18 protein-coding genes are annotated in these 24,075 nt (G+C 46.5%); 15 read left to right on the forward strand and 3 right to left on the reverse strand.

The window, feature by feature from the left end; translation table 11 throughout:
• Nucleotides 1–2 precede the first annotated feature (2 nt).
• Complete coding sequence (locus FND36_01845) at nucleotides 3–671, forward strand: hypothetical protein (protein QDW72890.1); 669 nt, start codon at nucleotides 3–5, stop codon at nucleotides 669–671.
• 42 nt (nucleotides 672–713) lie between these two features.
• On the opposite strand, the gene FND36_01850 is transcribed toward FND36_01845, so the two are convergent.
• The 3 genes from FND36_01850 to FND36_01860 are packed head-to-tail and all read right to left on the reverse strand — an operon-like array spanning nucleotide 714 to nucleotide 5,258.
• Complete coding sequence (locus FND36_01850; protein QDW72891.1) at nucleotides 714–2,120, reverse strand: HAMP domain-containing protein; 1,407 nt, start codon at nucleotides 2,118–2,120, stop codon at nucleotides 714–716.
• Nucleotides 2,121–2,159: 39 nt separating this feature from the next.
• Nucleotides 2,160–2,864 carry a response regulator transcription factor gene (locus FND36_01855; protein QDW72892.1) on the reverse strand — a complete coding sequence of 235 codons (705 nt, stop codon included), beginning with the start codon at nucleotides 2,862–2,864 and terminating at the stop codon, nucleotides 2,160–2,162.
• Nucleotides 2,865–2,882: 18 nt separating this feature from the next.
• Entirely contained in the window at nucleotides 2,883–5,258 is a 2,376-nt protein-coding gene (locus FND36_01860; GenBank protein QDW72893.1) for an endonuclease MutS2, read from the reverse strand.
• Nucleotides 5,259–5,410: 152 nt separating this feature from the next.
• On the opposite strand from FND36_01860, the gene FND36_01865 reads away from it, so the two are divergent.
• The 14 genes from FND36_01865 (at nucleotide 5,411) to FND36_01930 (ending at nucleotide 23,868) form a co-directional block, all read left to right on the forward strand.
• Nucleotides 5,411–6,721: a PDZ domain-containing protein gene (locus tag FND36_01865; protein ID QDW72894.1), complete on the forward strand. Its 1,311-nt coding sequence runs from the start codon at nucleotides 5,411–5,413 to the stop codon at nucleotides 6,719–6,721.
• 26 nt (nucleotides 6,722–6,747) lie between these two features.
• Nucleotides 6,748–7,689, forward strand: coding sequence for an HD domain-containing protein (locus FND36_01870; GenBank protein ID QDW72895.1), 942 nt, complete (start codon nucleotides 6,748–6,750; stop codon nucleotides 7,687–7,689).
• Between the two features lie 89 nt (nucleotides 7,690–7,778).
• Nucleotides 7,779–9,179 (forward strand): 23S rRNA (uracil(1939)-C(5))-methyltransferase RlmD, encoded by a 1,401-nt coding sequence (rlmD, locus tag FND36_01875; protein ID QDW72896.1) that lies wholly within the window; start codon nucleotides 7,779–7,781, stop codon nucleotides 9,177–9,179.
• Between the two features lie 249 nt (nucleotides 9,180–9,428).
• Nucleotides 9,429–9,902, forward strand: a complete 474-nt coding sequence (locus FND36_01880) for a hypothetical protein (protein ID QDW72897.1) — start codon at nucleotides 9,429–9,431, stop codon at nucleotides 9,900–9,902.
• 172 nt (nucleotides 9,903–10,074) lie between these two features.
• The gene (locus FND36_01885) at nucleotides 10,075–10,860 is read left to right on the forward strand and encodes a ParA family protein (protein QDW72898.1); all 786 of its coding nucleotides are present in this window, start codon (nucleotides 10,075–10,077) and stop codon (nucleotides 10,858–10,860) included.
• On the forward strand, nucleotides 10,850–11,749 hold the full coding sequence (locus tag FND36_01890; protein ID QDW72899.1) for a ParB/RepB/Spo0J family partition protein: 900 nt from the start codon (nucleotides 10,850–10,852) through the stop codon (nucleotides 11,747–11,749). Before FND36_01885 ends, FND36_01890 begins: the two co-directional genes overlap by 11 nt.
• Complete coding sequence (locus FND36_01895) at nucleotides 11,730–12,821, forward strand: hypothetical protein (GenBank protein ID QDW72900.1); 1,092 nt, start codon at nucleotides 11,730–11,732, stop codon at nucleotides 12,819–12,821. Before FND36_01890 ends, FND36_01895 begins: the two co-directional genes overlap by 20 nt.
• Complete coding sequence (locus FND36_01900; protein ID QDW72901.1) at nucleotides 12,799–13,158, forward strand: hypothetical protein; 360 nt, start codon at nucleotides 12,799–12,801, stop codon at nucleotides 13,156–13,158. Before FND36_01895 ends, FND36_01900 begins: the two co-directional genes overlap by 23 nt.
• Before the next feature lie 151 nt (nucleotides 13,159–13,309).
• Nucleotides 13,310–13,660, forward strand: a complete 351-nt coding sequence (locus FND36_01905; protein ID QDW72902.1) for a helix-turn-helix transcriptional regulator — start codon at nucleotides 13,310–13,312, stop codon at nucleotides 13,658–13,660.
• 283 nt (nucleotides 13,661–13,943) lie between these two features.
• Complete coding sequence (locus FND36_01910) at nucleotides 13,944–14,753, forward strand: sigma-70 family RNA polymerase sigma factor (GenBank protein QDW72903.1); 810 nt, start codon at nucleotides 13,944–13,946, stop codon at nucleotides 14,751–14,753.
• Nucleotides 14,743–15,189 (forward strand): sigma-70 family RNA polymerase sigma factor, encoded by a 447-nt coding sequence (locus FND36_01915; protein QDW72904.1) that lies wholly within the window; start codon nucleotides 14,743–14,745, stop codon nucleotides 15,187–15,189. The genes FND36_01910 and FND36_01915 overlap by 11 nt, the downstream gene beginning before the upstream one ends.
• Before the next feature lie 164 nt (nucleotides 15,190–15,353).
• Nucleotides 15,354–17,348: a hypothetical protein gene (locus tag FND36_01920; GenBank protein QDW72905.1), complete on the forward strand. Its 1,995-nt coding sequence runs from the start codon at nucleotides 15,354–15,356 to the stop codon at nucleotides 17,346–17,348.
• A gap of 223 nt (nucleotides 17,349–17,571) precedes the next feature.
• Complete coding sequence (locus FND36_01925) at nucleotides 17,572–17,826, forward strand: hypothetical protein (GenBank protein QDW72906.1); 255 nt, start codon at nucleotides 17,572–17,574, stop codon at nucleotides 17,824–17,826.
• Between the two features lie 30 nt (nucleotides 17,827–17,856).
• On the forward strand, nucleotides 17,857–23,868 hold the full coding sequence (locus tag FND36_01930) for a peptidase (GenBank protein ID QDW72907.1): 6,012 nt from the start codon (nucleotides 17,857–17,859) through the stop codon (nucleotides 23,866–23,868).
• The last annotated feature ends 207 nt before the right edge of the window (nucleotides 23,869–24,075 follow it).

Consider the following 24,075-nt stretch of genomic DNA (forward strand, 5'->3'; position numbering starts at 1 on the left):
AGATGTTTTGTCCAAAGTGCGGAACTAAGGTAAATGGAGGAAAGTTTTGTCCCAATTGCGGAGGGCCGGTTCCGGCGGGCTCTCCAGGGCAAGTGAAAGCTATGAATGGTGTGAATAATGTAAGAACAGAAGACAGGAAAAAACGCCCTGTCGCGCTGATCATATGTGGAATTGTTGTGCTGGCGGCAGCTGCGATATTTGTGGGCGTCAGGATCAAAAGCGAGTCAGAACGGACAGGATTTGAATTCTGTGGATATGAGTTTTCTATTCCTGAGACCTGGGACTATGATGAGGAAAGTTCTTATGATAACTATGCCGTATTCCGGATGGGCGAAGATGACTCAGAAGCCAGGGTGGACTTTTATTGCGCCGGAGAGGGATACTCAGAATGGGAAAATGAGGATCCCATGGAGGTGATCAGGACTCTGTATGAACGGTATGATGTACCGTCTACCATGCAGGCGGGAGTGCTGAACGCAGAAGAGGTCTCACCGATCGCGGGAATGCATACCATTCATGGACAGATTATGATGCCAGGAGAACAGAGCGGGGCATGGGATGTATATGCCTGCATCAATGATGATTCTGAATTGTTTTATTTCGTTCTGACGGATGAAGAAGAGCAGGATATATTTGAAGACGTGCTGTATGATACTGCTGAGCAGGGTTAAGAAAAGCCGCTGAGAAAGCGGCTTTCCTTATGTTATGTTAGGTCAGACTTTGGGGAGGGTGAAGATAAATTCTGTACCTACCCCCTCGGTACTGACCACATTGATATTTTCTCCATGGGCCTGGATGGCTTCCTTAACAATGGCAAGCCCAAGGCCGGTGCCCTTTTTATCTTTCCCTCTGGAAAGATCCGTTTTGTAAAAGCGTTCCCAGATCTTGTTCAAAGCATTCCGGGGAATTCCAATGCCGTAATCTTTGACGGAGATATACACTTTGTCACCCCGCTGTGTGGTCTCGATGGTAACGGTGGAATCTGAATCACTGAATTTAATGGCATTGTCCAGAAGATTATAGAGGACCTGCTGGATCTTTCGTTTATCCGCGGTCACTTCCAGATGCTTAGAGGCAAAAAGAAGCTCGATAGAGATTTTTCTCTGGGTGCAGGTACCCTCAAAGGAGGCCGCGACATTCTTGATCATTTCATGGATATCAAAAATCTCTTTGTTTAGAAGGAGATTTTTGGTATCAAATTCATTCAAGGTTAAAAGATCATGAGTCAGATCCGTCAGACGCTCTGTCTCAAATAGGATGATGTCCAGGTATTTTTTCTGCATTTCCGGCGGGATCGTTCCATCTGCCATAGCTTCTATATAACCTTTGATGGAGGTCAAAGGAGAACGGAAATCGTGAGATACATTGGCTACGAATTTCTTCTGATAATCTTCCATATCTTTGAGCTGAGAAGACATATAATTCAAAGAAGCGGACAGATACCCCATCTCGTCTTCTGTATTAACAGGGATTTCATAATCCAGGTTGCCGGAGGCATACTGGGTAGCAGCCTCTGTGATCTTGCGCAAAGGACGATACACGAAGAATTCCAAAGCCAGCAGGATGATGAAAGACAGCAGAAAGACTACGCCCAGGGTAATGAACGCTGCCCGCATGAGGATCTGCTGGATATCGCTGATGTCATCCAGGCTTTTGTGGATCAGAAGATAGCCTGCCGGAGAATATCCATGGATGACAGGAGCGATCACTGTGATCACATCCTCCTGGAAGTATCCGTGATAATCCCCGGTCAAATACTGAGAGTTTCCAGCTTCCGCGGGATTGAAATCCTGGATTGACGCGGGAGCGGAAGGAAACCCGTCAGACTGGGCGGAAGACAGGAGATTGCCCTCCCGGTCAACGAACCAGACAGCCGCGTCCAAATGCGTCTCCATTCCAGACAACTGGAGGTAGACATCGCTGAGGGTGATATTATCAGAAAAATATTCCGGCAGATAGTCGGTGGCCATCATATTGGCATCCTGATAGGTGGCGGAGGCCGTAACCCTGACCAGCGCGCCGCTGGTCAGGGTGGAAGTCAGTGTAGCTACTGTAAATACGCTGAGAAAAGCGAAGATAATATATATAATTATGAATTTTAGATAGAGTGTGCTTTTCATAGGGTTCCTTCCAGGGCCGTTAGGCCCCATATTCTGACATTATTTTACTTCAAATTTATATCCGATGCCCCAGACAGTGCTAAGACTCCATTCACTGTGGTCCTTGATCTTCTCCCGGAGCCGCTTGATATGTACGTCCACGGTCCGGGTATCCCCAATATATTCATATCCCCAGATCTGGTCCAGGAGCTGTTCGCGGGTAAACACCTGATTTGGCGAAGACGCAAGGAAATACAGAAGTTCCAGTTCCTTAGGGGGCATATCGATATTCTGGCCGTCTACTACAACAGAGTAATTGGTCAGGTTGATGGTAATGCCGGGATATTCGACACACTTGCCCCGGTCTTCGGCGGAGACTTCAGGTTTCGGAATAGCCTGATAGCGGCGCAGGACAGCCTTGACCCTTGCCACCAGCTCTTTGGAATCAAAAGGTTTCATGATATAGTCATCCGCCCCCAGTTCCAGCCCCAGCACTTTGTCAAAAACTTCGCCCTTAGCAGAGAGCATGATGATCGGAATGCTGGAGCGGGTACGAATCTCGCGGCAGACCTGGTATCCATCGATACCGGGAAGCATAAGATCTAAAAGAATGAGATTGGGATGGTAGCTTTCAAAGGCTACCAGGGCCTTCTCTCCGTCATGGACCATCATTGTGTCAAAGCATTCTTTTGTAAGATAAAGAGAAATCAGCTCCGCGATATTCTCATCATCGTCTACGATCAAGATTTTCTGTTTGTTTACCATAGTTGTCCTCCCCTTAGGTTATTTTAATTCTGCAATGGTAACGCCTGCATCGCCTTCGCCGAAAGCGCCCAGACGGAAAGATTTCACCCGCTTCTGTCTGCGCAGATAATCGTGGATGCCAGAGCGCAGGGCACCGGTTCCCTTTCCATGGACAATGCGGACAGAAGTCAGATGCGCCAAACTTGCATCGTCCAGATATTTGTCTAGTTCAGCCACCGCCTCATCTACCGTTCTGCCTAAAAGATTGATCTCTGGACTGACAGACATAGATTTCCCCATCTTCATCCGCCCCTTGCCGCTCTGACGGGCGGTTTTCTTCAGATAAACGGGCTTCTCATCGATGATCTCCAGATCTGAGATAGGAAGCTGGGACCGCAGGATTCCCATCTGGACGGCAACGCGCCCTTTAGAATCAGGAAGGGAGACCACAGTCCCGGTCAGATTCATGCTTAAGACTTTTACCGATTCTCCCAATTTGAAGTCCTCTGGTCTGTGAACTTTGTGAGGGATCTCCTTCTGAGAAGCCATGCCGGAACGGGCGGCTTCCATTTTGCGGCGGAGTTTCTCGCGTTCCCGCTCCATTTCGGCGGCGGAGATGTTTTCCTTTCCAAACTTATGGAAATTGCGCATGGTCTCATCAGCGGTCTCCTTGGCTTCGGCCAAGATGGCGTGCGCTTTCTCATTGGCTTCCCGGAGGATGCGCTCTCTTTGTTCTTCCAGCTTTTCCTGTTTCTTCTGTGTTTCCGTTTTTAGGCGTTCCAGTTCCCGGCGGTAGGATGCGATTTCTTCTTGCTCTTTTTCGATAGTACGCCGACTGCTCTCCAGATCTGTCAGAAGATCTTCAAAGGATTCGTCCTGCTCGCTCAAGTGCTTCTTGGCTTCCTCGATAATGGACTCGGAAAGCCCTAGTTTGCCGGCAATGGCAAAAGCGTTGCTCTTGCCGGGGATGCCGATCAGCAGATGGTAGGTAGGGCGCAGGCTCTCTACGTCAAACTCGCAGCTTGCGTTTTCTACGCCAGGAGTAGAAAGAGCGTATACTTTCAGTTCGCTGTAATGGGTCGTGGCCATGGTGCGGATCCCACGTTTGTGCAGGCGGTCCAGGATGGCGATAGCCAGAGCGGCTCCCTCGGTAGGATCAGTTCCGGCGCCCAGTTCATCGAAAAGAACCAGGGAACGTTCATCTACATGCTTTAGGAAGGAAACGATATTGGTCATATGAGAGGAAAAGGTACTTAAGCTTTGCTCAATACTCTGTTCATCTCCAATATCCGCGTAAACGCTGTGAAAGACGGAAAGTTCACTGCGGTCCAGGGCGGGGATGTGGAGTCCGGCCTGCCCCATCAAGGTGAAAAGCCCCACAGTTTTCAAAGAAACCGTCTTGCCGCCGGTATTGGGTCCTGTGATGATCAAGAGGTCAAAGGTATCCCCCAGCGACACGGTGATGGGAACTACCTTTTTCTTGTCCAGCAGCGGATGGCGTCCTTCCCGGATATGGATGCGCCCTTCTGTGTTAAAGACAGGAGGTGTGGCATTCATTTCCAGCGCAAGGGCTCCTTTGGCGAAAATGAAATCCAGTTCTGTCAGTATGGTATAGTCAGTGCGGATGGTATCGGTATATTCCGCGGCATCCGCGCTTAAGCGGGCCAATATCACCTGGATCTCCTCCTGTTCCTTTCCGTACAGTTCTTTTAGGTCATTATTCAGTTTGACCACAGCCATAGGTTCGATAAAAAGGGTGGAACCGGTAGAAGACTGGTCGTGGATCATTCCGGGGACCTGACTCCGGTACTCGGATTTGACTGGGATACAGTAGCGGTCTCCGCGCATGGTGATGATCGGATCCTGCAGATAAGAACGAAGGGAACCATTTACCATACTGGAAAGGGTAGAATGTACCTTGTCGTTTGTCTGCCCGATCTGGCGCCGGATCTTGAGCAAAACGGAACTGGCATCATCGCTGATCTCATCTTCTTCCAAGATACAGCGGCGGATCTCCGCGGTCAGAGGAAGAATGGGCGTAAGCTGATCGAAGTATCCGTCCAGACAGTCGCGAATCTCATCTGCGTTCTCGTGACGGCCGTAAGCCTTGACCTGGCCAGCGGTTTCCAGAAGCCGGCAGATGCGCAGCAGTTCACCGCTGCCTAAAGTCCCGCCGATCTCCAGACGCTTGAGAGAATCGTTGACTGGAGCGCAGCCGCCAAATGAGGGGCGCCCCTTTTTTACGATCCGCTGGAAGGAGGCGGAGGTCTCTTGCTGGGCTGTTTGGATCTTCTCGACAGAAGTCATGGGTTTCAGCCTTTTGCAGCGGGATCTGCCGCCAAAGGAAGCGGCCCGCTCTGCCAGCATCTCAATGATCTTATCATATTCTAATTTATATAATGTCTTTTCGTTCATAATATCCACCTAACGATCAAAATGTCATTTTCTACATTCCCATTATAATCTGCTCCCATACCCCTGTAAAGGACTATCTCTGGAGGAACGAGGCCGGGGTTGAACATTTACGGGCTATCAGTTATACTATAAAAAGGGTTGTAAAGGAGAGAATGCCCATGGAAGAGCGCAAGGATCCCAAAGGACAGGAAGCTCTGGAGGAAGAGAACGTACCGGCGCGGACTGAAGAATCCATGCCGGAGGAACAGCCTGTTCCACAAGAAGAGTATTCTTTTATGCAGGAAGTGATCAAAGACGAGGCAGGCGGCCGGAAGTTTAAGCGAGATGCCAAACGGATGGCGGGACTGGGACTGATCTTTGGCATTGTGGCCTGTGTGAGTTTCTGCGCCCTTCAGCCATGGATCGAGGATCAGTTTGGAAACAGTCAGGCAGAAGTGGAGATTCCAAGAGACGAGGAAGAGGAACTGACAGCGGAGGAAGGACAGGATGATCCGGATACAGAAGAAGATGGTTACCGGCAGATGCTCAACTCTTTGAAATCCATTTCAGAACAAGCGGGGAAAAGCGTTGTTTCAGTGACCGCGATTTCTGGACAGCAGGAAGGTTCTGAAGGGGAAGGGCGTCAGACCAGCGGCGTTATTGTGGCTGACAATGGACAAGAACTGCTGATTCTGGGACAAATTGTGACAAGAGAGGATCCAGGGAATGTCCAGGTTACATTTAATGACGGAAAAAGCTATGACGGGATGGTGAAACGTTATGACCGGAATCTTGGGCTTTGCGTCTATTCCGTATCCAGAGGGCTGATTACAGAGGATACCTGGGGAGCGATCCGGGTGGCAGTGCTTGGAAGCTCTTATTCGGTGGAAGACGGTGAGGCGGCTATCGTGATCGGACAGCCCTATGAAAATACGCAAATGGCTCTGTACGGGCTGGTGGAAGGCAGCGAAAGCTATGCGGATCACGCAGACGGCCATTATCGGCTGATCTCTACAGATGTGGAAGGAGATTCCAGCAGGAGCGGCGTTGTGGTGAATACCAGCGGAGAAGTCATCGGTGTGATCGGAGAACCTACAGAAGGCCGGGGAAAAGCGGGCTTGGTGGAGGCTTACGGGATCTCGGACATTAAAGATATCATAGAATATCTGTCCAACGGTCAGGATGTGCCCTATATCGGGATCCTGGGTTCTGATGTAACGGAAGAGTTGGAAAACCAAGGACTTCCGGCAGGCGTGTATGTGGATGAAGTGGAAGCGGATTCGCCGGCTATGGGGGCAGGGATCCAAAGCGGCGATATCATCACCCAGATCAACGGCGGGGAAGTGGCCAGTTTTCAAGCGTACCACAGCGCGCTCATGCAGAAGCAGGCGGGCAGTTCTTTGCGGATCACCTGCTGGAGACAGGGAACCGGCGGAGAGTATGTGGAGATTAACTTCAGTGTTACAGTGGGCACGAAAGAATAGAGAATAGAAAGGCAGAAAAAGACAGCATGAGATATATCAATACTTTGGTAGAAGGCGAAACAATCCGGAATGTGTATCTTTGTAAAGGGAAGCGTTCCGCGGAGACGAGAAATGGGAGGCCCTATGACAATCTGCTCCTTCAGGATAAGACGGGAACCTTAGACGGAAAAGTATGGGATCCCAATTCAAGTGGGATCGCGGACTATGATGAAATGGATTTCATCGAGGTATACGGGGAGGTTACAAGCTACAACAATAATCTGCAGCTGAATATCAAGCAGATCCGGAAGGCAGAGGAAGGGGAATATATGCCTGCGGATTATATGCCGACCACAGAGAAAAATGAAGATCAGATGTACCAGGAACTCCTGGCCTATGGCAGACAGGTGAAGAATCCGTATCTGCGGGCCGTGATCGAATATTATTTTGAAAAAGACCAGGCGTTTGTCAAACGGTTCAAAGCCCACTCCGCCGCGAAGAGTGTGCATCACAGTTTTTCCGGAGGACTTCTGGAGCATACTCTGAGCGTAGTAAAATTTTGTGAATATATGACGGGAGCGTATCCAATCCTAAACCGGGATCTGCTCTATACCGCGGCGATGTGCCATGATATCGGAAAGACAAAAGAACTATCCCCATTCCCAGAAAACGACTATACTGATGACGGACAGCTTCTGGGGCATATCGTGATCGGCGTGGAGATGCTGGATGACGCGATCCGGACCATCCCGGATTTCCCAAGGAAACTGGCCAGCGAATTGAAACACTGCATCCTTGCCCATCATGGAGAATTAGAATACGGTTCTCCCAAGAAACCGGCGCTGGCGGAAGCTTTCGCGCTGAATTTCGCGGACTGCGCCGATGCAAAAATGCAGACATTGATCGAGATCTTTAAAGAAAAGAATAGTAACGATTGGCTGGGATATAACCGGATGTTTGAGACGAACTTGAGAAAGACGAGTATATAAACGTTCAATTTGGGACGTAGACTTTTGCAAAAGGGCTACGTCCCAAATTGACTTTTGCCCTGTACCAAAATGGAAAATGGAGTATATTTATGCGAAAGAATGATATTGTAAAATTGCAAATTACGGATATCGGTGTTGGCGGTGAGGGCATCGGAAAAGTGGATGGATATACGCTTTTTGTAAAGGATGCTGTAATCGGCGATGTGATTGAAGCTAAGGTGATGAAGGCGAAAAAGAACTATGGATATGCAAAGCTTTTGCATATTCTTACAGCTTCAGAAGGGCGTGAAAAAAATCCGAAATGCGGAATCGCCCGGAAATGTGGGGGCTGCCAGATCCAGGAGATGAAATATGAATGGCAGTTACGTTTTAAGGAGGAAAAGGTTCGAGACAGCCTGATGCGTATCGGGCAGATTCCAGAGCGGCTTCTGGATGAGATCATGGAACCGATCCTAGGGATGGAGGAGCCTTTTTATTATCGCAATAAGGCTCAGTTCCCGATAGGAACGGATAAAAACGGCCGGTCGGTGGCAGGATTCTACGCAGGCAGGACTCACAGCATTATCCCAGTCAAGGATTGTGTGCTGGGGGTTCCGGTGAATAAAGAGATTCTGGACTGTATTCTGTGCTTCATGGAGGAATTTCAGGTTCCGGCTTATGATGAGATCCATCATGAGGGCCTGGTGCGCCATGTGCTGATCCGGTATGGGTTTCGGACTGGAGAGATCATGGTCTGTCTGGTCATCAACGGAACTTCACTTCCCAAAGCGGAGATACTGGCAGAGCGGCTGGCGGCTATTAAAAATATGACCAGTATTTCTTTGTGCATCAATCGGGAAAAGACTAATGTGATCATGGGAAATGAGGTGAGAGTCCTGTGGGGACACGGTTACATCACCGATTGGATCGGGAATGTGAAGTATCAGATTTCTCCACTGTCCTTTTATCAGGTGAATCCGAAACAGACAGAAAAGTTATACAAAACGGCGCTGGAGTATGCGGATCTGAAAGATGGAGAGGAAACAGTTGTCTGGGATCTCTACTGTGGGATTGGGACGATTTCTTTATTTCTGGCTCAGAGAGCGGGACAGGTCTATGGCGTGGAGATTGTGCCACAGGCAGTGGAGGACGCAAAGCATAACGCCAGGATCAATGCTGTCGAAAATGCAGAATTCTATGTGGGAAAGGCGGAAGAAGTGCTGCCGGAATACTATGCCGGATTTGAACAAATGCATGGAAAGAAAGCTCATGCGGATGTGATTGTGGTGGACCCGCCAAGAAAAGGCTGTGATGAAGCGCTGTTGGAGACTATCGTGAAGATGGAGCCGGAAAAAGTGGTGTATGTAAGCTGCGATCCGGCGACTCTGGCAAGAGATGTGAAGTATCTGAGAGAAAACGGATATGAGGTAAAAAAAGTGCGGCCGGTGGACATGTTCCCGCATACGGTGCATGTGGAGACTGTGGTAGGACTACAAAGGAAAAATACCTAGAAATCCTTGAATTTACGCACTTTGTTGACTTTTTCAGTTTCAACAGATTAGAGGAAAATCACAAGGAAAAGGTACTTGTAAGCAAAGTGACCGTTGTGGTTGCCTTAGACCTCGGTACGGGGAACACAAAAAATCCTGAATTATGAAAGTGAATATAGAGCTATCAATATATTGATAGAAGATAGGGATACTTGCAGCAGAGTGTCCCTATTTTTTATATAAAATTTTAAGATTCAGGAGGAAAAGCAAATGACAAAGAACACAGCGTTAGGAGCAGAAAAGAGTAAGGAAAGAAAAATTACTTTTAAGAACAAGGAACATGAGAAATTTTATAATACCTATCTTTCTAAATGTCGGTATCAGGACACAAACCATAAAGCACTGGTTTATTGCCTTGGACTGTCAGAAGATACCAGACGAAATGTAAATAGGATCTATGACTTTAAAACAGGGTTTATAAAGCCGGAGTGCCTTCAGGAAGGCTGGCAGACCAGTGGGAGCGAGAAGATTGTCCGCATTGCATTTAACCTTTATACAGATGGGACACCTACGACAGATGAATATGATGATACGGAGGAACAGATTGTTGAGACAAGGCTTTATTCCGTCAGTGATGTCTTTTGTACGGGAGATGCCAGATATTTTTGGGAAGCAATTAAAATCCGGTATCCGGATTACTGTTTCTATGTAGATTGGGAGGAGATGTTTTATGCTGAAGATTAGGCTACAGGGAACAGTGAGAGACATTCGCTGGTTTAAAAGGATTCTGGAGAAAAACCCGGAAATCCGGGTTCTCCAGACATCAGAGATATTTTCCAATAAGGGGACAAACCGATATTTTCGCTCTTATGCAGAAATTGAGAGAACAGAAAAGGAAGAAAGGTAGGTAAGATATATGTGCAGGATAATCGCAATCGCTAATCAGAAAGGCGGCGTGGGAAAGACAACATCGTGTGTGAATTTGGGAATCGGACTGGCAAGAGAAGGTAAAAAGGTACTTCTGGTGGAAGCAGACGCCCAGGGCAGCATGGCAGTGAGTTTGGGGATTCAGGAACCGGACGAGCTGGATGTTACTCTGGTCAATATCTTGGAGAAGGTTATCAATGACGAAGATGTAGAGCCGGGTGAGGGGATTTTCCAACATGAGGAAGGAATTGACTTTATCCCGGCCAATATCGAGCTTGCTGGTCTGGAAACCTCTCTTGTCAATATGATGAGCCGGGAACAGGTGCTTCGCATGTATCTGGATGAGGTAAAAGAAGTTTATGACTATATCCTGATTGACTGTATGTCCTCTTTAGGAATGCTCACGATCAATGCCCTGGTAGCGGCGGACAGTGTGTTGATTCCGGTGGAGGCGGCCTACCTGCCTGTAAAGGGATTACAGCAGCTTATCAAGACGATTGGAAAGGTACATAGACGGCTGAATCCCAGGCTGTCCATTATGGGGATTCTGCTGACAAAGGTTGACCGACGGACAAACTTCGCACGGGATATTTCCAAACAGATCCGGGAGTTTTATGGAAATAACATTCATATCTTTGAGAACTGTATCCCTATGTCCGTGCGGGCGGCAGAGACGACAGCAGAAGGAAAAAGTATTTACCGCCATGATCCGAAAGGAATTGTGGCAGAGGGGTATCGTCACCTGACCGAGGAGGTGCTTGCGGATGAAAAGTAAGAGTGCGGAGAAGATTAAGCTGACTTCTTATGACGATCTGTTTGGCACAGAAGAAAGCAACGTAGAGGGAAAATATACAAATGTTCCATTAAACCAGCTTCATCCCTTTAAAAATCACCCGTTTAAGGTACTGGATGATGAAAAAATGCAGGAAACAGTAGAAAGTATTATTCAGCACGGCGTGATCCAGCCGGGGATTGTGCGTCCTTGTACAGATGGATATGAGGTGGTGGCAGGACACCGGAGATGGCGGGCCAGTGAGCTGGCAGGAAAGACAGAGATGCCAGTGATTATCCGGGAATTAGACGATGATGCCGCCACCGTGCTGATGGTGGATACTAATATCCAGAGGGAAAACCTTTTGCCCAGTGAGAAAGCCAGAGCTTACAAGATGAAATATGAGGCGCTGAAACATCAGGGAAGCAAAGGGGACAAGCACACGGCAGATGCCGTGGGAGAAAAGGCAGGGGACAGCGGACGGACAGTGCAAAGATATATCCGGCTTGCAAGCCTGATTGACGGACTTTTAGAGCTTGTAGATGCGGGGAATATAAAAATGGTAGCCGGGGAGCGTCTGTCCTATCTGAAAATGGAAGAACAGGAGCTGGTGTTGGAAGCGGTGGCGAATATTAGTATTTATCCATCCCCGGCACAGGCGGAACGGCTTAAAGATATGAGTGAGAAAGAAACTCTGTCAGAAAAAAGTGTTTATGCGCTTCTGGTAAAAAAAGAGAACAGCGGACAGAGTGTAACGATTTCTTCAAAGAAGATCCGGAATTATTTCCCGCCGGCATATACGAAAGCGCAAATAGAGGAAGTGATTTATTCGCTTCTGGAACAGTGGAAACAAGGAAAGGAGGGGGAAACAGATGCAGGAAATACAGTTTGATTACTTCCGTGGGATGGAAGCGGAACAGTACAGTTTTTACCGTGTCCCGAAAGTGCTGTTTACAGCAGAATGTTTTAGATCCCTCTCCTGTGAGGCAAAGGTTTTATACGGTCTGATGTTAGACCGTATGAGCCTTAGCATTAAGAACCGATGGTTTGATGAGGAAGATCGGGTGTATATCATTTTTACCGTGGAAGAAATAGCAGAACTTCTGAATTGTGGAACACAGAAAGCGGTAAAGCTGATGAAAGAACTGGACAGTAATCAGGGGATTGGACTGATTGAAAAGAAACGCCTGGGGCTGGGAAAACCGAATGTAATCTATGTGAAGAACTTTCTGGTAAAAGAAAAAAATTCTTCTGAACAGGAAGAAAAAACACTGGAAAACCCTGAAAATACACAGAATAGTGAAAATCACAATTCAAGGAATGTGAAAACCACAATTCAGGAATTTCCAGAATCACAATTCAAGAATAGTGAAAATCACAATTCAGGAATGGTGAAAACCACAAATCAAGAATTTCCGGAATCACAATTCAAGAATGGTGAAAATCATACTTCAAGAATAGTGAAAATCAAAACTCAAGAAGTTCCAAAATCACAATCTAATAATACTGATATTAACAAGACTGATTTTAGTGAGACTGATCCTATCCAATCTTATCAATCCCTGACTGCGGATGAAGTGTATCCTGTGGAAGAAGATGTGATGGAGAAGATGGAAACCTACCGGGCTTTGATACAGGACAACATTGATTATGAGTGCTTCTTGGATAAAAGGGAGCGGGAGGAAGTAGATGAACTTGTGGAGCTGATGGTGGAGATCCTGATGTTGCCGGATAATCGTGTAGTGCGGATCGGCGGGGCGGACAAGCCGGTGTCAGTAGTTAAGAGCCGTTTTTTAAAGCTGACGTATTCCCATATCGAGTATGTACTGTTCAGCCTGCACCGGAATACGTCCAAAGTGGCGAATATCAAGGCATATCTTTTGGCGACGCTTTACAATTCGTCCATGACAATGAACCATTACTACCAGGCGGAAGTGAATCATGATCTGTACGGAGGTGGCTAAGATGTATGAATTTGTGAAAAAGGTGATTGTTCCGGTAGGAGCGGCAGTATTCCTGTCAGTGCTGTTTTATCCCCTCTGTGTGGAACAAGGACAGTGCGATTATTTGAAATTGTGGATGTTTGTCGGGATTCCTTTTGGCGTACATAAGATGTTCCTGTGGATTATCCCGAAAGGCTTTGACATTGGCGGAACAGTGGGGGTGTTTGTATTTAACCTGCTGATTGGCGGTGTGATCGGAGGCGTGATCCTGACGGGACGGCTGGTTCTGGCGGCCTTTTATCTGGCGAAAGCTGTTGCAGCAGGTATATGCCGGCTGGCAAAGATCAGGACAGTATGAGAAAGGGAGAATTTCCCATAGGATGTTAAACTGAATAGAGAATTTAAAAAGCAGCTAAGTCTATGTACCTGGCTGCTTTTTCTGCCTATGTGCAGAAAACTTTGCGACACGATGGCGCAAAGTCATATTTGGATCGAGAGGAGGGACTGTGTTGGGAAACCGTGCGGGATCGCAGGAGTTGATCCAGTTGGGGGAACGTATCCGACAAAAGAGAAAAGACAGCCATTTATCCCAGGAGACTCTTGCAGAGAAAGCAGGTATCAGTGTCAACACAGTGAGCCGCATTGAGGGAGGGCAGGCGGCCATGTCTATTGAGATTTTCGCAAAGATGGTGGAGGTACTGGATGCTGACGCAAACGAGTTATTGGGAAGGAAGCCGGGAGTAAAGAAAAATCCCGCCCACAAGATGATTTCCCGTGTCCTGAACCTGCGTCCAAAGGAACAGAAAGTCGTGATCCAGACCATGAGCGCCTTGATAGATGGGATTGAGGGAATACGGTAAAATCCACAGATATGAGGGGAAATCCTGTGAGTTTCCCCATATCTGCAAGGGAAAAATAGTCGGCAGAATGATACATTGGATATGCAAAGCACAGATATGTGGAAGGAGGGAGAAACTTGACCAGGGAAGAAAACCTGCTCTATCGGAGAAGCTGCCCTTATGACGCAATGGGGGATTATTCCTCGTTGATTGGGGAGGAAAAGAAAAAAACAGAACCATTGACGCAGCATCTTCAGGAGCAATCGAAAAAGGAATTGATCCGGCAGTACCGGTGATAAAATAAATGCAGGCTTTTGCAGGCAGTAGGAGGAGTTCCAGACTCCCGTTAAAAAAAACGGGCGTGTCGGGAACCTTTTTTGCTGCCTTTTTACTGGATTTCTGTGCGCTGCCATCTGGCCGCCCGGAGCCTATGGGCGGAAAGGTGGTCGCTATGATGACGTTACAGGATTTAAAGTGGATTGTGAAAAAGCCAAAGTCAGAGAAAAAAGTTCCCACAGCTCGGCATTTGCTGGAACAAGGAGAGCGAATTGTGAGCATGGGAAATGGTGGGGAAGTGCAGCTTTTGGTGTTTCGGGAAGGGTATGCACTTTACCGGATAGGAAAATATACCACTGTTTTTCCGGTACATAGCTGCGGAGATTACTGTTATGAGAATAATGGACGGCAGATCTGCGTGGACGCATCATTTTTTGAACAGCAGGAATGGTATGTACGCCTATTGTTGGAAGGGGAGGATCGTCTGGTAAAGAATCGAGAAACGTGCCATAAGGAGAGGGTGGTTTCCTATCATGCTGTCTCTGAGGAATGGTTTTTCCTGGCTTCGCCGGCACTGCCACCATTGGATCAGTTGATAGAAAAAGAGAAGATTCAGGAGTTGATGGGGCTTCTGACAGAACGGCAGAGAGATATCGTGATCCTGTATTTTTATTATGGTGAAACACAATGGGAGATTGCTAAGGAGCTTGGCATTACACAGCCCACGGTTTCCCAGACGCTCATGTCGGCACTTCGCCGGATGAGGGTCGGTCAGAAAGATATTTCCTCCAGAAAGACAGTAGATTCTGGGAAAGGTGGAGTGCTGTATGTCGGGTAAGCGTCCAAAGGAGCGGAAATGTTATGTACTTCGTGCTGGAGATGGTACAGTTGTGGAAGTAACCAGGGAAGTCTATCTGGAATGGTATCAGTCCCGGAGAAGGGAACGCTACCAAAGGGAAAAAGAACGGAAATATCAAGTGTCCAGCCTGGAAATGCTGACAGAACAGGGAGCTATCCCGATTGGTGCTGCAGATGGTGTGGAAGATACTGTGATCCGGGAAATATGTACAGAAAAACTGCGGTCAGTTATGGAAAAATTGGCGGAAGAGGACGCTTATCTATTGTATCTGCTGTATTTTGAGGAAGTCACTGTAAAGGAAGCGGCACAGATCTGCGGGTGTAGCAGAAAGACAATTGCTAACCGGAGAAAGAGAATTTTGAAGGAACTGAACGGAAAGCTGAGGGAGATGGGGATTATAGGAGGCTGTTTTTAACACTCCGTTTTCGTTTGGCATGCAGACTAACCCAGCCACTTTGTGACACAATGTCGCAAAGTGGCTATCACATTATAGGAAGTTCTTTGGATAAAATGGGGATGTAATTCTTAGTAAAGGGTGTTAGAATTATTTTATTCTACAATATAAGGGGGAACAATTGCGTGATAGACAGAATGGAAAATAGGAAATTAACGGATGATGATATTGTTAAGGAAATAATTAATTATGTTGATGAAACTTTATATAACTATGCCGTAATGATTGATGGCGAATGGGGATGTGGTAAGACATATTTCATTAAAGAGCGGCTTTGTGAAAAATTAAAAAATAATGAAAATGAACATTACAATTCGGATCAGGATTATCAACAGAGAAAAATTATATATATTTCTTTGTATGGGGTAAAATCTATAGAGGAAGTAACAAAGCAGTTGTTTATGGAAGTTCTTGTAGCAAAAGCAGGAAAAGGGCAAGGTATTATAAAAAAAGGAACTGAAGCAATCAGTTCAATGCTCCCGATAATGTTTGATATTTTGAAAAATAAAGGCATAGAGCTTAATCTTGATAATATAACTGAAGCAACAGAAAAATTTGTTCCAATTAAAAATTGTATTTTGATTTTTGATGATTTAGAACGTTGTGATTGCCCGACAAATGAAATTTTAGGGTATATTAATTCATTTGTAGAACACGAGAATATGAAAGTTATTATAGTTGCTAATCAAAAAGAAATAGGTAAAGGGATAAGTTTTGAAAATCAAGAGTTGAAATATCTGGTGGCGGCTCATGATAACATTATATTTGAGAAAGAACAAAAAAGTGATGTGATAAGTCAATATTCGAATTCGGAAAGGAAAAATGAAAATAAAAATTCTGTGGACATAGAGACTGTAAAAGATAGAGTACAGAAACTATTCGCAGAGGATAAGTTATATGATAAAGTAAAAGAAAAACTAATTGGAGTAACAATCTATTATCAGCCAGATTTGCAGACCGTTTTTAAAGAACTTATTAGTTCAGCAAAGTTAGATGATAGTCTAAAAAAATACTTATATGATGATATAGCCTTTTTTGAAGAATATATGATAAATGAAGCGCATTCTAATATAAGAACGTTTCAGTTTTTTTTATCGAAAATAAATCAGTTATATAAAAAAATTGTACAACTAGAAGATGAAGGACGAGAGGCTTTCTTAAAATATATAATTAAATATTCGTTTAAAATAAGTGTTTCCTTCAAAAACGGAGATTATAAATACGAATGGAAAGGCACAGAAGAATATGCTTTTAAAAGTATAGGCAGTATTGACATTTTCGGAAATCAATTATCGTTTCGGTTTGTAGACGATTTTATTACTAGGAGTATATTAGAAGATAAATGTATAAAAGATATGTTTGAGTTATTTGCAAATGAATATCTTAGAAGTAGAAGTCCAGAAAAAGAAGCGTTTGCGGAATTGGATTTCAATTGGTATACGCTAACAGATTTAGTGATTGAGGAAAAAATCGACATTATTTTAAAAGGCCTAAAAAATGGTGTATATGATGTTAAGGATTATCCTCGGATCATTAATCGTTTCCTTGAATTGCAAGAGCATGGTTTCCCAGAGGAAAATACAGTAAAAATGGTTGAGAATATGAAAATCAGTTTTTCTCAGTTATCTTATCATGTAAATCTTGATAATGGTTATGGATTAATGTATGAAGGAGAAAGAAGAAATAAATATCAAAAGATAGTAATAGAATTACAGAAAGATATTGATCAGAAGTTTCAGAATAATTACTCAAATATGTTAGATTCATATTTAACAATGCAGGAGGGGTGGGGAGAAAAAATGGATACATACGTTTACCATAATAAAAATGAAATTTGTTCATCAGGAGGGTTCCTCAGAGAATTAGACTTTGAAAAGTTATGCAAACGAATCAAAGACGGTACATCAAAAGATTTGAACGCATTTAGAAGTTGCATTATAAGTTTGTATATAAGAAGTAATTGGGGGAAAGTCTTAGAGGAAGAAAGCATGATGTTATCGAAATTGAGAGAATATGTAGAAAATATAAATACGGAAGGATTTGATCGTATCAAGAAAATGCAAATCGAATTTTTGATTGAAAATTTAAAAGATGGAGAGAAAATATATTCTGTAAAATAGTGTTAAATCCCTTAATTTGATATAATGGATTATGTTATAGGCTCATGCGATTCTGCATGGGTCTTTTTTATGATTTATTTCTAAGATTTTAAAATGAATACCTATATTTTCCCCTCTAAAATCTGCCATTAGTGAGAGGGCAGAGTTCTAAGAAACATTCTTACATTTCCCCTTTCGCTGAACCTTGAAAACTTCATTGCCTGTCCAGACGGATACCCAGCGGATGAGTATGCCTTCTTTTGCGTACCCTGCCGGAGAGAACGCTGCGGAAAGTGAGCCGGAGCAGGAACGGGTCTGGAAAGAGAACAGGCATAACGCTCAAAAAAGTTTTCAGCCTGCAGACGCAGGCAGGATAACAGCAGATACCATGCGGGGAAGTCTTTTTGGGCTTCTCCGTATTCATGTGCTGTTATCAGCGCAAATCCGGGAAAGGAGGGGAAGGTGCTATGAAACGATAAAAGATACAGGAACTTATTGATACAGAAATGAAGAAAGAGAGGTTTAGTCGATGAAAGGGAAAGGAAAACGACTGCTTTCCGGGTTACTCTCATTGTTGACGATCCTGACTTCTGTGATCCAGCCTGTGGTTACTTATGCCGCAGAGCCGGAGCCGGCAGGCTATGAAGCACAGTATCCGGCGCTGGAGACCGTGCGGGAGCTTCTGGATGCGGAAGAAGTGGTGACTGCAGAAGATTATGAAGTGGAAGCAGGGAGCAGTTTTGATGTGAAATCGGATTTTTCCGGTCTGGAGATCCATGATGAAAAAGTCCGGGTGACATTCCATGAAGCAAAGAACGAAGCCGGGCAGGATTTTGACGGGAACCATGCGGACACTTACAGGGTAGTGTACTTTGTGGAGCCATTAAGCGGCCATCCGTCTTATCATGTCTGCAGGAATATTATCGTGAAAGAGCCGGTGACAGAGAAACAGTCGGAGAGCCATTCTGACGGCGGAGGAACCGGTGAGGAAAGTACGGAAAGCGAGGATGAAGATTCAGAACCACAGCCGCAGACAGAAACAGAGGCAGCTACGGAAACTGACACAGAGACAGTGACAGAACTGCCGGAGGAGACAGAGATGCTGTCAGAGGAGGATCTGGATGCGGCGTTAGAAGAAACAGAAGGACAAAAGACCGTGGATGAGGAAAGCGGCCTGACGCTTGGGGAAGTGCTTCTGCAGGCGGAGGAGCAGGGCATTGACGTTCAGGGATTGGAGAGCGGTGAGAGTATTAGCTTCACGGCGCAGGCGCCTGCGGCACGGGCAGCCAGAGCGTCACAGTCCGTTACCATTACCCAGGGCAGCTATTACTATTATGCGGATTACGGTCTTGGCTCTTATGTGACCGCACCGTTTACCGTGTCTTTTGGAAATGTGACGGCTACTGCGTATTGTATCCAGCCCTCAAAACCTGGGCCAGGTAGCGGAACTTACCAGATCACCAAACTGGAAGGAAACCGGGAACTGGCAAAAGTATGTTATTACGGAACAGAGGCGTCCGGATCAGCATATTTCTTTGCAAACTACCATACGGATTTTTCTGCGGGGAAACGGTTTATCGTGGCACACCTTGCCGCTTCCTACGCCAATGGGAGCAGTGATGCGTTCTATGGTACAAACAGTACCGGGGAAGCTCTGGCAAAGGAACTTTATAATTATGCAGTCGGTCAGCCGGATATTCCGGATGTGGAAATGTCTTTTTCCAATGCCAATGTAACTGCCTATGTGGATGGGGAGCAGCAGCGGACAGAAGAGATCACATTCCATGCGGCAAGCCAGCAGACGATCACCCTGGATCTGCCGGATGGAGTAAGGCTCCATAACGTCAGCACAGGAAGGGTGAGCGCTGCCGGAGCAGCCGTGACCATTTCCGGCGGAACACGGTTTTACCTGACCGCCCCGCTGACACAGACGAAGGATGTGTCCGGTTCCTGGTCAGCAAAGATGCAGGGAAGCATTACAAAAGATTATTCTGCCTATAAGATCACCACGGGAAGCGATAACCAGGATCTTGCCCTTGTATTTGGCGAGGGCGTGGAAGATGAAAAGTATGTGAGCTTTTCTGTAAAGTGGCTGGAGCTTGCGAAGGTGGAAGTTATTAAGGTGGACTCCGACCACTCGGACGCAAAGCTGGCCGGAGCGGTGTTTGGCATTTATAGTGATAAGGACTGCACAAAGCTGATCACGCAGATGCCGGCAACGGATAAAAACGGTTCCTCTGTGGCGGAGATCATCAAAACTCAGGATACCGTGTACTTAAAAGAGATCACGGCTCCTACCGGATACCGCCTGAATACTTCTTCGTATAACGTGAACTTGGTGGCAAACCAGACCACTTCTGTTACAGTTCCGGATCAGGAGCAGCTTGGTGAGCTGACCGTTTACAAGGAAGGACAGGTTTTGGTTGGAGCAGATGTGACGGAAGATGGTGTGACTTTCCGTTATGAGAACCGCAGGCAGGAAGGAGCTGTCTATAATGTCTATGCGGGAGCGGATATTGTAACGGCTTATGGTGCTAAAGTTTACAGTAAAGGCGATCTGGTAAAAGCAAACCTGACGATGGATTCTAACGGGGCTACAGTTTTGAAAAATCTCCATCTTGGAACTTACACGATCAAAGAAGTGCAGGCTCCGGAGAATTTTTATAACGCCGGGGAGGAAAAGACCGTCACGCTGTCCTATGCCGGACAGAACGTGGAGACGGTATTCAGCGAGAGTACCTTTGTCAATGACCGGCAGAAAGCGGAAGTTTCCGTGCTGAAAAAGGACAAGGACACCTTAAATCCCCTGGATGGCGGCGTGTTTGGACTGTATGCAGGAAGCGATATTAAAAATGCAGATGGAAGTGTTGTGGTATCTAAGGGAACGCTGATTGAGAAAGCGGTGACTGGAGAGGATGGAAAAGCCGTATTTACGGCAGACCTGCCGATAGGATTTTCTTATGATGTGAAAGAAATCCAGGCTCCGGATGGTTATGTGAGAAATCAGGCGGATGTATATTCCTTTACGTTCTCTTATACCAATGACAGCGAAGCGAAAGTGATATTTACCCATACCTTTGTCAATGAGCGTGTAAACGCCACGATCCAATTACAGAAGAAAGACGCAGAGACGAACCAGGCAGCTCCACAGGGAGACGCCACACTGGAAAATGCGGTGTATGGCCTGTATGCCCGTGAGGATATTGTCCATCCGGACGGAGCAACTGGCGTGATCTATAAAGCTGGAGAGCGGGTGGCAACGCTGACCACAGATGCGAACGGGGAAGCGTCTGTAGAGAACCTTTATCTTGGGGAGTATTTTGTAAAAGAGATCACACCTCCTGCCGGGTATCTGGCAGATGAACAGGAACATGACCTGGTGTGCAGCTATGAAGGAGATCTGACAGCTACCGTGAAACGGGAGTGCGTATCACTGGAACAGGTAAAGAAGCAGCCCTTTGAGATCATCAAAGCGGCCAATAACGGGGAGACGGATGCTGACCTGCTTTCCGGCGCCGGATTTACGGCCTATCTTCTTTCAGACCTGACGGTAAAAGAAGATGGCAGCTATGATTTTGATTCCGCAGAGCCGGTGGTGATCGGGGAGAACGGAGCGACAGAGATGTTTACGGACGAGAAAGGACATGCCTGCAGCATTGCCCTTCCTTATGGTACATACCTTGTCCGTGAAACTACCACGCCCCACAATTATAAGCCGGTGGATGATTTTATCGTGCGGATCACGGAGCATAGTCCGAACACGCCCCAGGTATGGCGGGTGCTTCTGGACGAAGAATTTGAAGCGAAGCTGAAGATCATCAAGCAGGATGACGAGACGAAAAAGCCGGTACTGCAGGAAGGCACGGAGTTCCGTATCTATGATATGGACAGAGGGGAATATGTAAAACAGGTGACGACTTATCCGACAACAGAGGTTCACATATCTTTCTTTACAGACGAGGAAGGGTACTTGATTCTGCCAGAAAACCTGAAAATTGGTCACTACCGGATCGAGGAAGTCACGGCTCCAAACGGCTACACGCTGAATGAGAACTACTATGAGATCGCTGTGGATTCCGATACCGCTTACCAGGTGGACAGTGTTTCCAGAGATGTGATCATTGAGGTGGTCTATGAGAATCATCCGGTCAAAGGAAAGTTAAAGATTGTAAAACAGGGAGAAGTGCTGGACGATTTCAACAAGGACTTTGTTTATGAAACAGAGAACCTGGCAGGCGCAGTCTTTGAGGTTTCTGCAGCGGAGGATATTTATACCGCTGATTTCCAGAAAGATGAAGAAGGAAACCGTATTTTAGAGTATGCCGCCGGCGAGCTGGTGGGAACAGTGACTACGGATGAAAACGGGGAAGCGTTCCTTTCTGATCTTCCTCTCGGCAGTTACAGGATAGAAGAAGTCACGGCTCCGGAAGGTTTTGTTTTGAATGAGGAACCGCAGATTGTTACCTTTACTTATCAGGATCAGGATACGCCGGTGATCGAACAGGAAGCCGTCTTTACGAATGAACGCCAGAAGGTGGAAGTGTCTGTAGTGAAGAAAGACGCCGAGACACAGGCAGAAGTGGCAGGCGCTGTGTTTGGACTGTATGCGAAAGAGGATATCCTGGCACATGGAGAAATCATTGTGAAAGCAGACACGCTGATCGGAAAGGCATTGTCTGATGAAAACGGGAAAGCCGTATTCATGAATGACCTTCCTTTTGGACGCTACTATATCAAGGAGGAAGCGGCTCCGGACGGTTATGTTTCTTCCGATGAAGTTATAGAAGTGACTGCAGAGTATCAGGGGCAGGATATTCCGGTAGTGGAACTGTCCTCTGAATATGAAAATGAGCCGACAAAGATTTCCGTGAAAAAGACGGATCTGACAACTGGCGTGGAACTGGAGGGCGCAAAGCTGACAGTTCTGGATATGGATGGAAATATTGTAGACAGTTGGACTTCCGTAAAAGGGGAGGAACATCTGATTGAGCGGCTGACAGTGGGCGAGATATACACGCTCCGGGAAGAGCTGGCTCCTTATGGATATCTGAAAGCAGAAGAAATCACCTTTACCGTGGAAGATACCGCAGAGATCCAGAAAGTGGAAATGAAAGACGATGTTCCGACAGGAACCTTGATCATCAATAAGAAAGGCGAGTTCCTGGAGGATGTGACGCTTGCCGATACCATTGGAGGATGGATCAGCCACCTCTTTGAGTATATTACCGGCGCTCTGAAAGATGTAACTTTCGAGGTATACGCCCTGGAGGACATCAAGGCGGCGGACGGCGAGAGTGAGGACTATTACAAAAAGGACGAGCTGATCGCTACGATTACCACAGATGAGGCAGGGATTGCGAAGCTGTCTGACCTTCCTCTTGGAAAATACTATGTGAAGGAAAAGGAGACTGCGGAAGGGTATGTGCTTGACGGAGAAATCCGGGAGATCGACCTGACCTATGTGGATCAGGATACTGCAGAAGTTACCTGGTCTGGAGACTGGCAGAATAACCGCCAGAAAGTGGAAGTCTCTGTATTGAAGAAAGAGAAGGATTCAGACCGGGTACTGGAGGGCGCTGTATTTGCTCTTTCTGCAAAAGAGGACATTACCAATAAAGATGGAGATGTGGTTCTGGAAGCGGGAACAGTGATCGAGGAAAAAGCAACCGGCGAGGATGGAAAGCTGACCTTTGAGGCGGATCTGCCCATTGGATTTTCCTATACCGTGAAAGAGACTTCACCGGCTCCGGGATTTGCCACCACAGATGAGGTGCAGGAGTTTACCTTTACAGCGGAATCTTCCGAAAAAGCGACAGCTTCCTATGAATTTACCTTTGAGGACGAACCGACAGTCTTTGAATTTACGAAAACATCTCTGACTACCGGGAAAGAAATCGAGGGAGCAAAGCTGACGGTAACGGATGAAAACGGCGAAGTAGTAGATGAATGGGTGTCTGGCAAAGAACCACATATCATAAAAGAGCTGGTGGTCGGCCAGACTTACACAATGACGGAGCTTCTTCCGGCTCCAGGGTATGTGACAGCGGAGAGCATAGAGTTTACCGTGGAGGATACCGCCGAAGTCCAGAAAATCGAGATGAAGGACGATGTGACAAAGGTGGAAATCTCTAAGACAGATATTGCCGGAGAGGAACTGCCGGGAGCGAAGCTGACCATCCTGGACGAGAATGGAGAAGTCGTGGAGAGCTGGACTTCCACGGAGGAACCGCACTATATCGAGATGCTTCCGATTGGAAAGTACACACTCCATGAAGAATCCGCACCGGAAGGATATCTGGTCGCAGAGGATGTAGCGTTTGAGGTAAAAGATACCGGCGAGATCCAGAAAGTTGTAATGACGGATGAAGCAGAGCCGGAAGAAATACCGGAGACGCCGGAGACGCCGACAACCACGGTGGACGCACCAAAAACCGGGGATAACACGCCGGTTGCGGCGCTTATGATCTCCTGCGGTCTGGGGCTTGCGGGGGCTATTGCCGCCGCTGTCTGGATGAAAGCAAGAAAAAAGAAACAGGATTGATACGATAGGATTGGGCGTTTGTGGACAGCCGTGGGCTTTCCATGAGCGCCTTTTTTGGTTTTAAGAAAGAGGTGGAGAAAAATGAAATGGTTGATTGCGGCAGGCGGAGTATTTGTGTTCCTGCTCTTATTTGGACTGTACTGCTGTATTGTCGTTGCGGCAAGGGAGGACAGGTTACTGGAAGAACTGGAGAGGAAAGGCAGACAG

This window comes from Lachnospiraceae bacterium KGMB03038 (genome assembly GCA_007361935.1).
Taxonomy (GTDB): Bacteria; Bacillota; Clostridia; order Lachnospirales; family Lachnospiraceae; genus Massilistercora.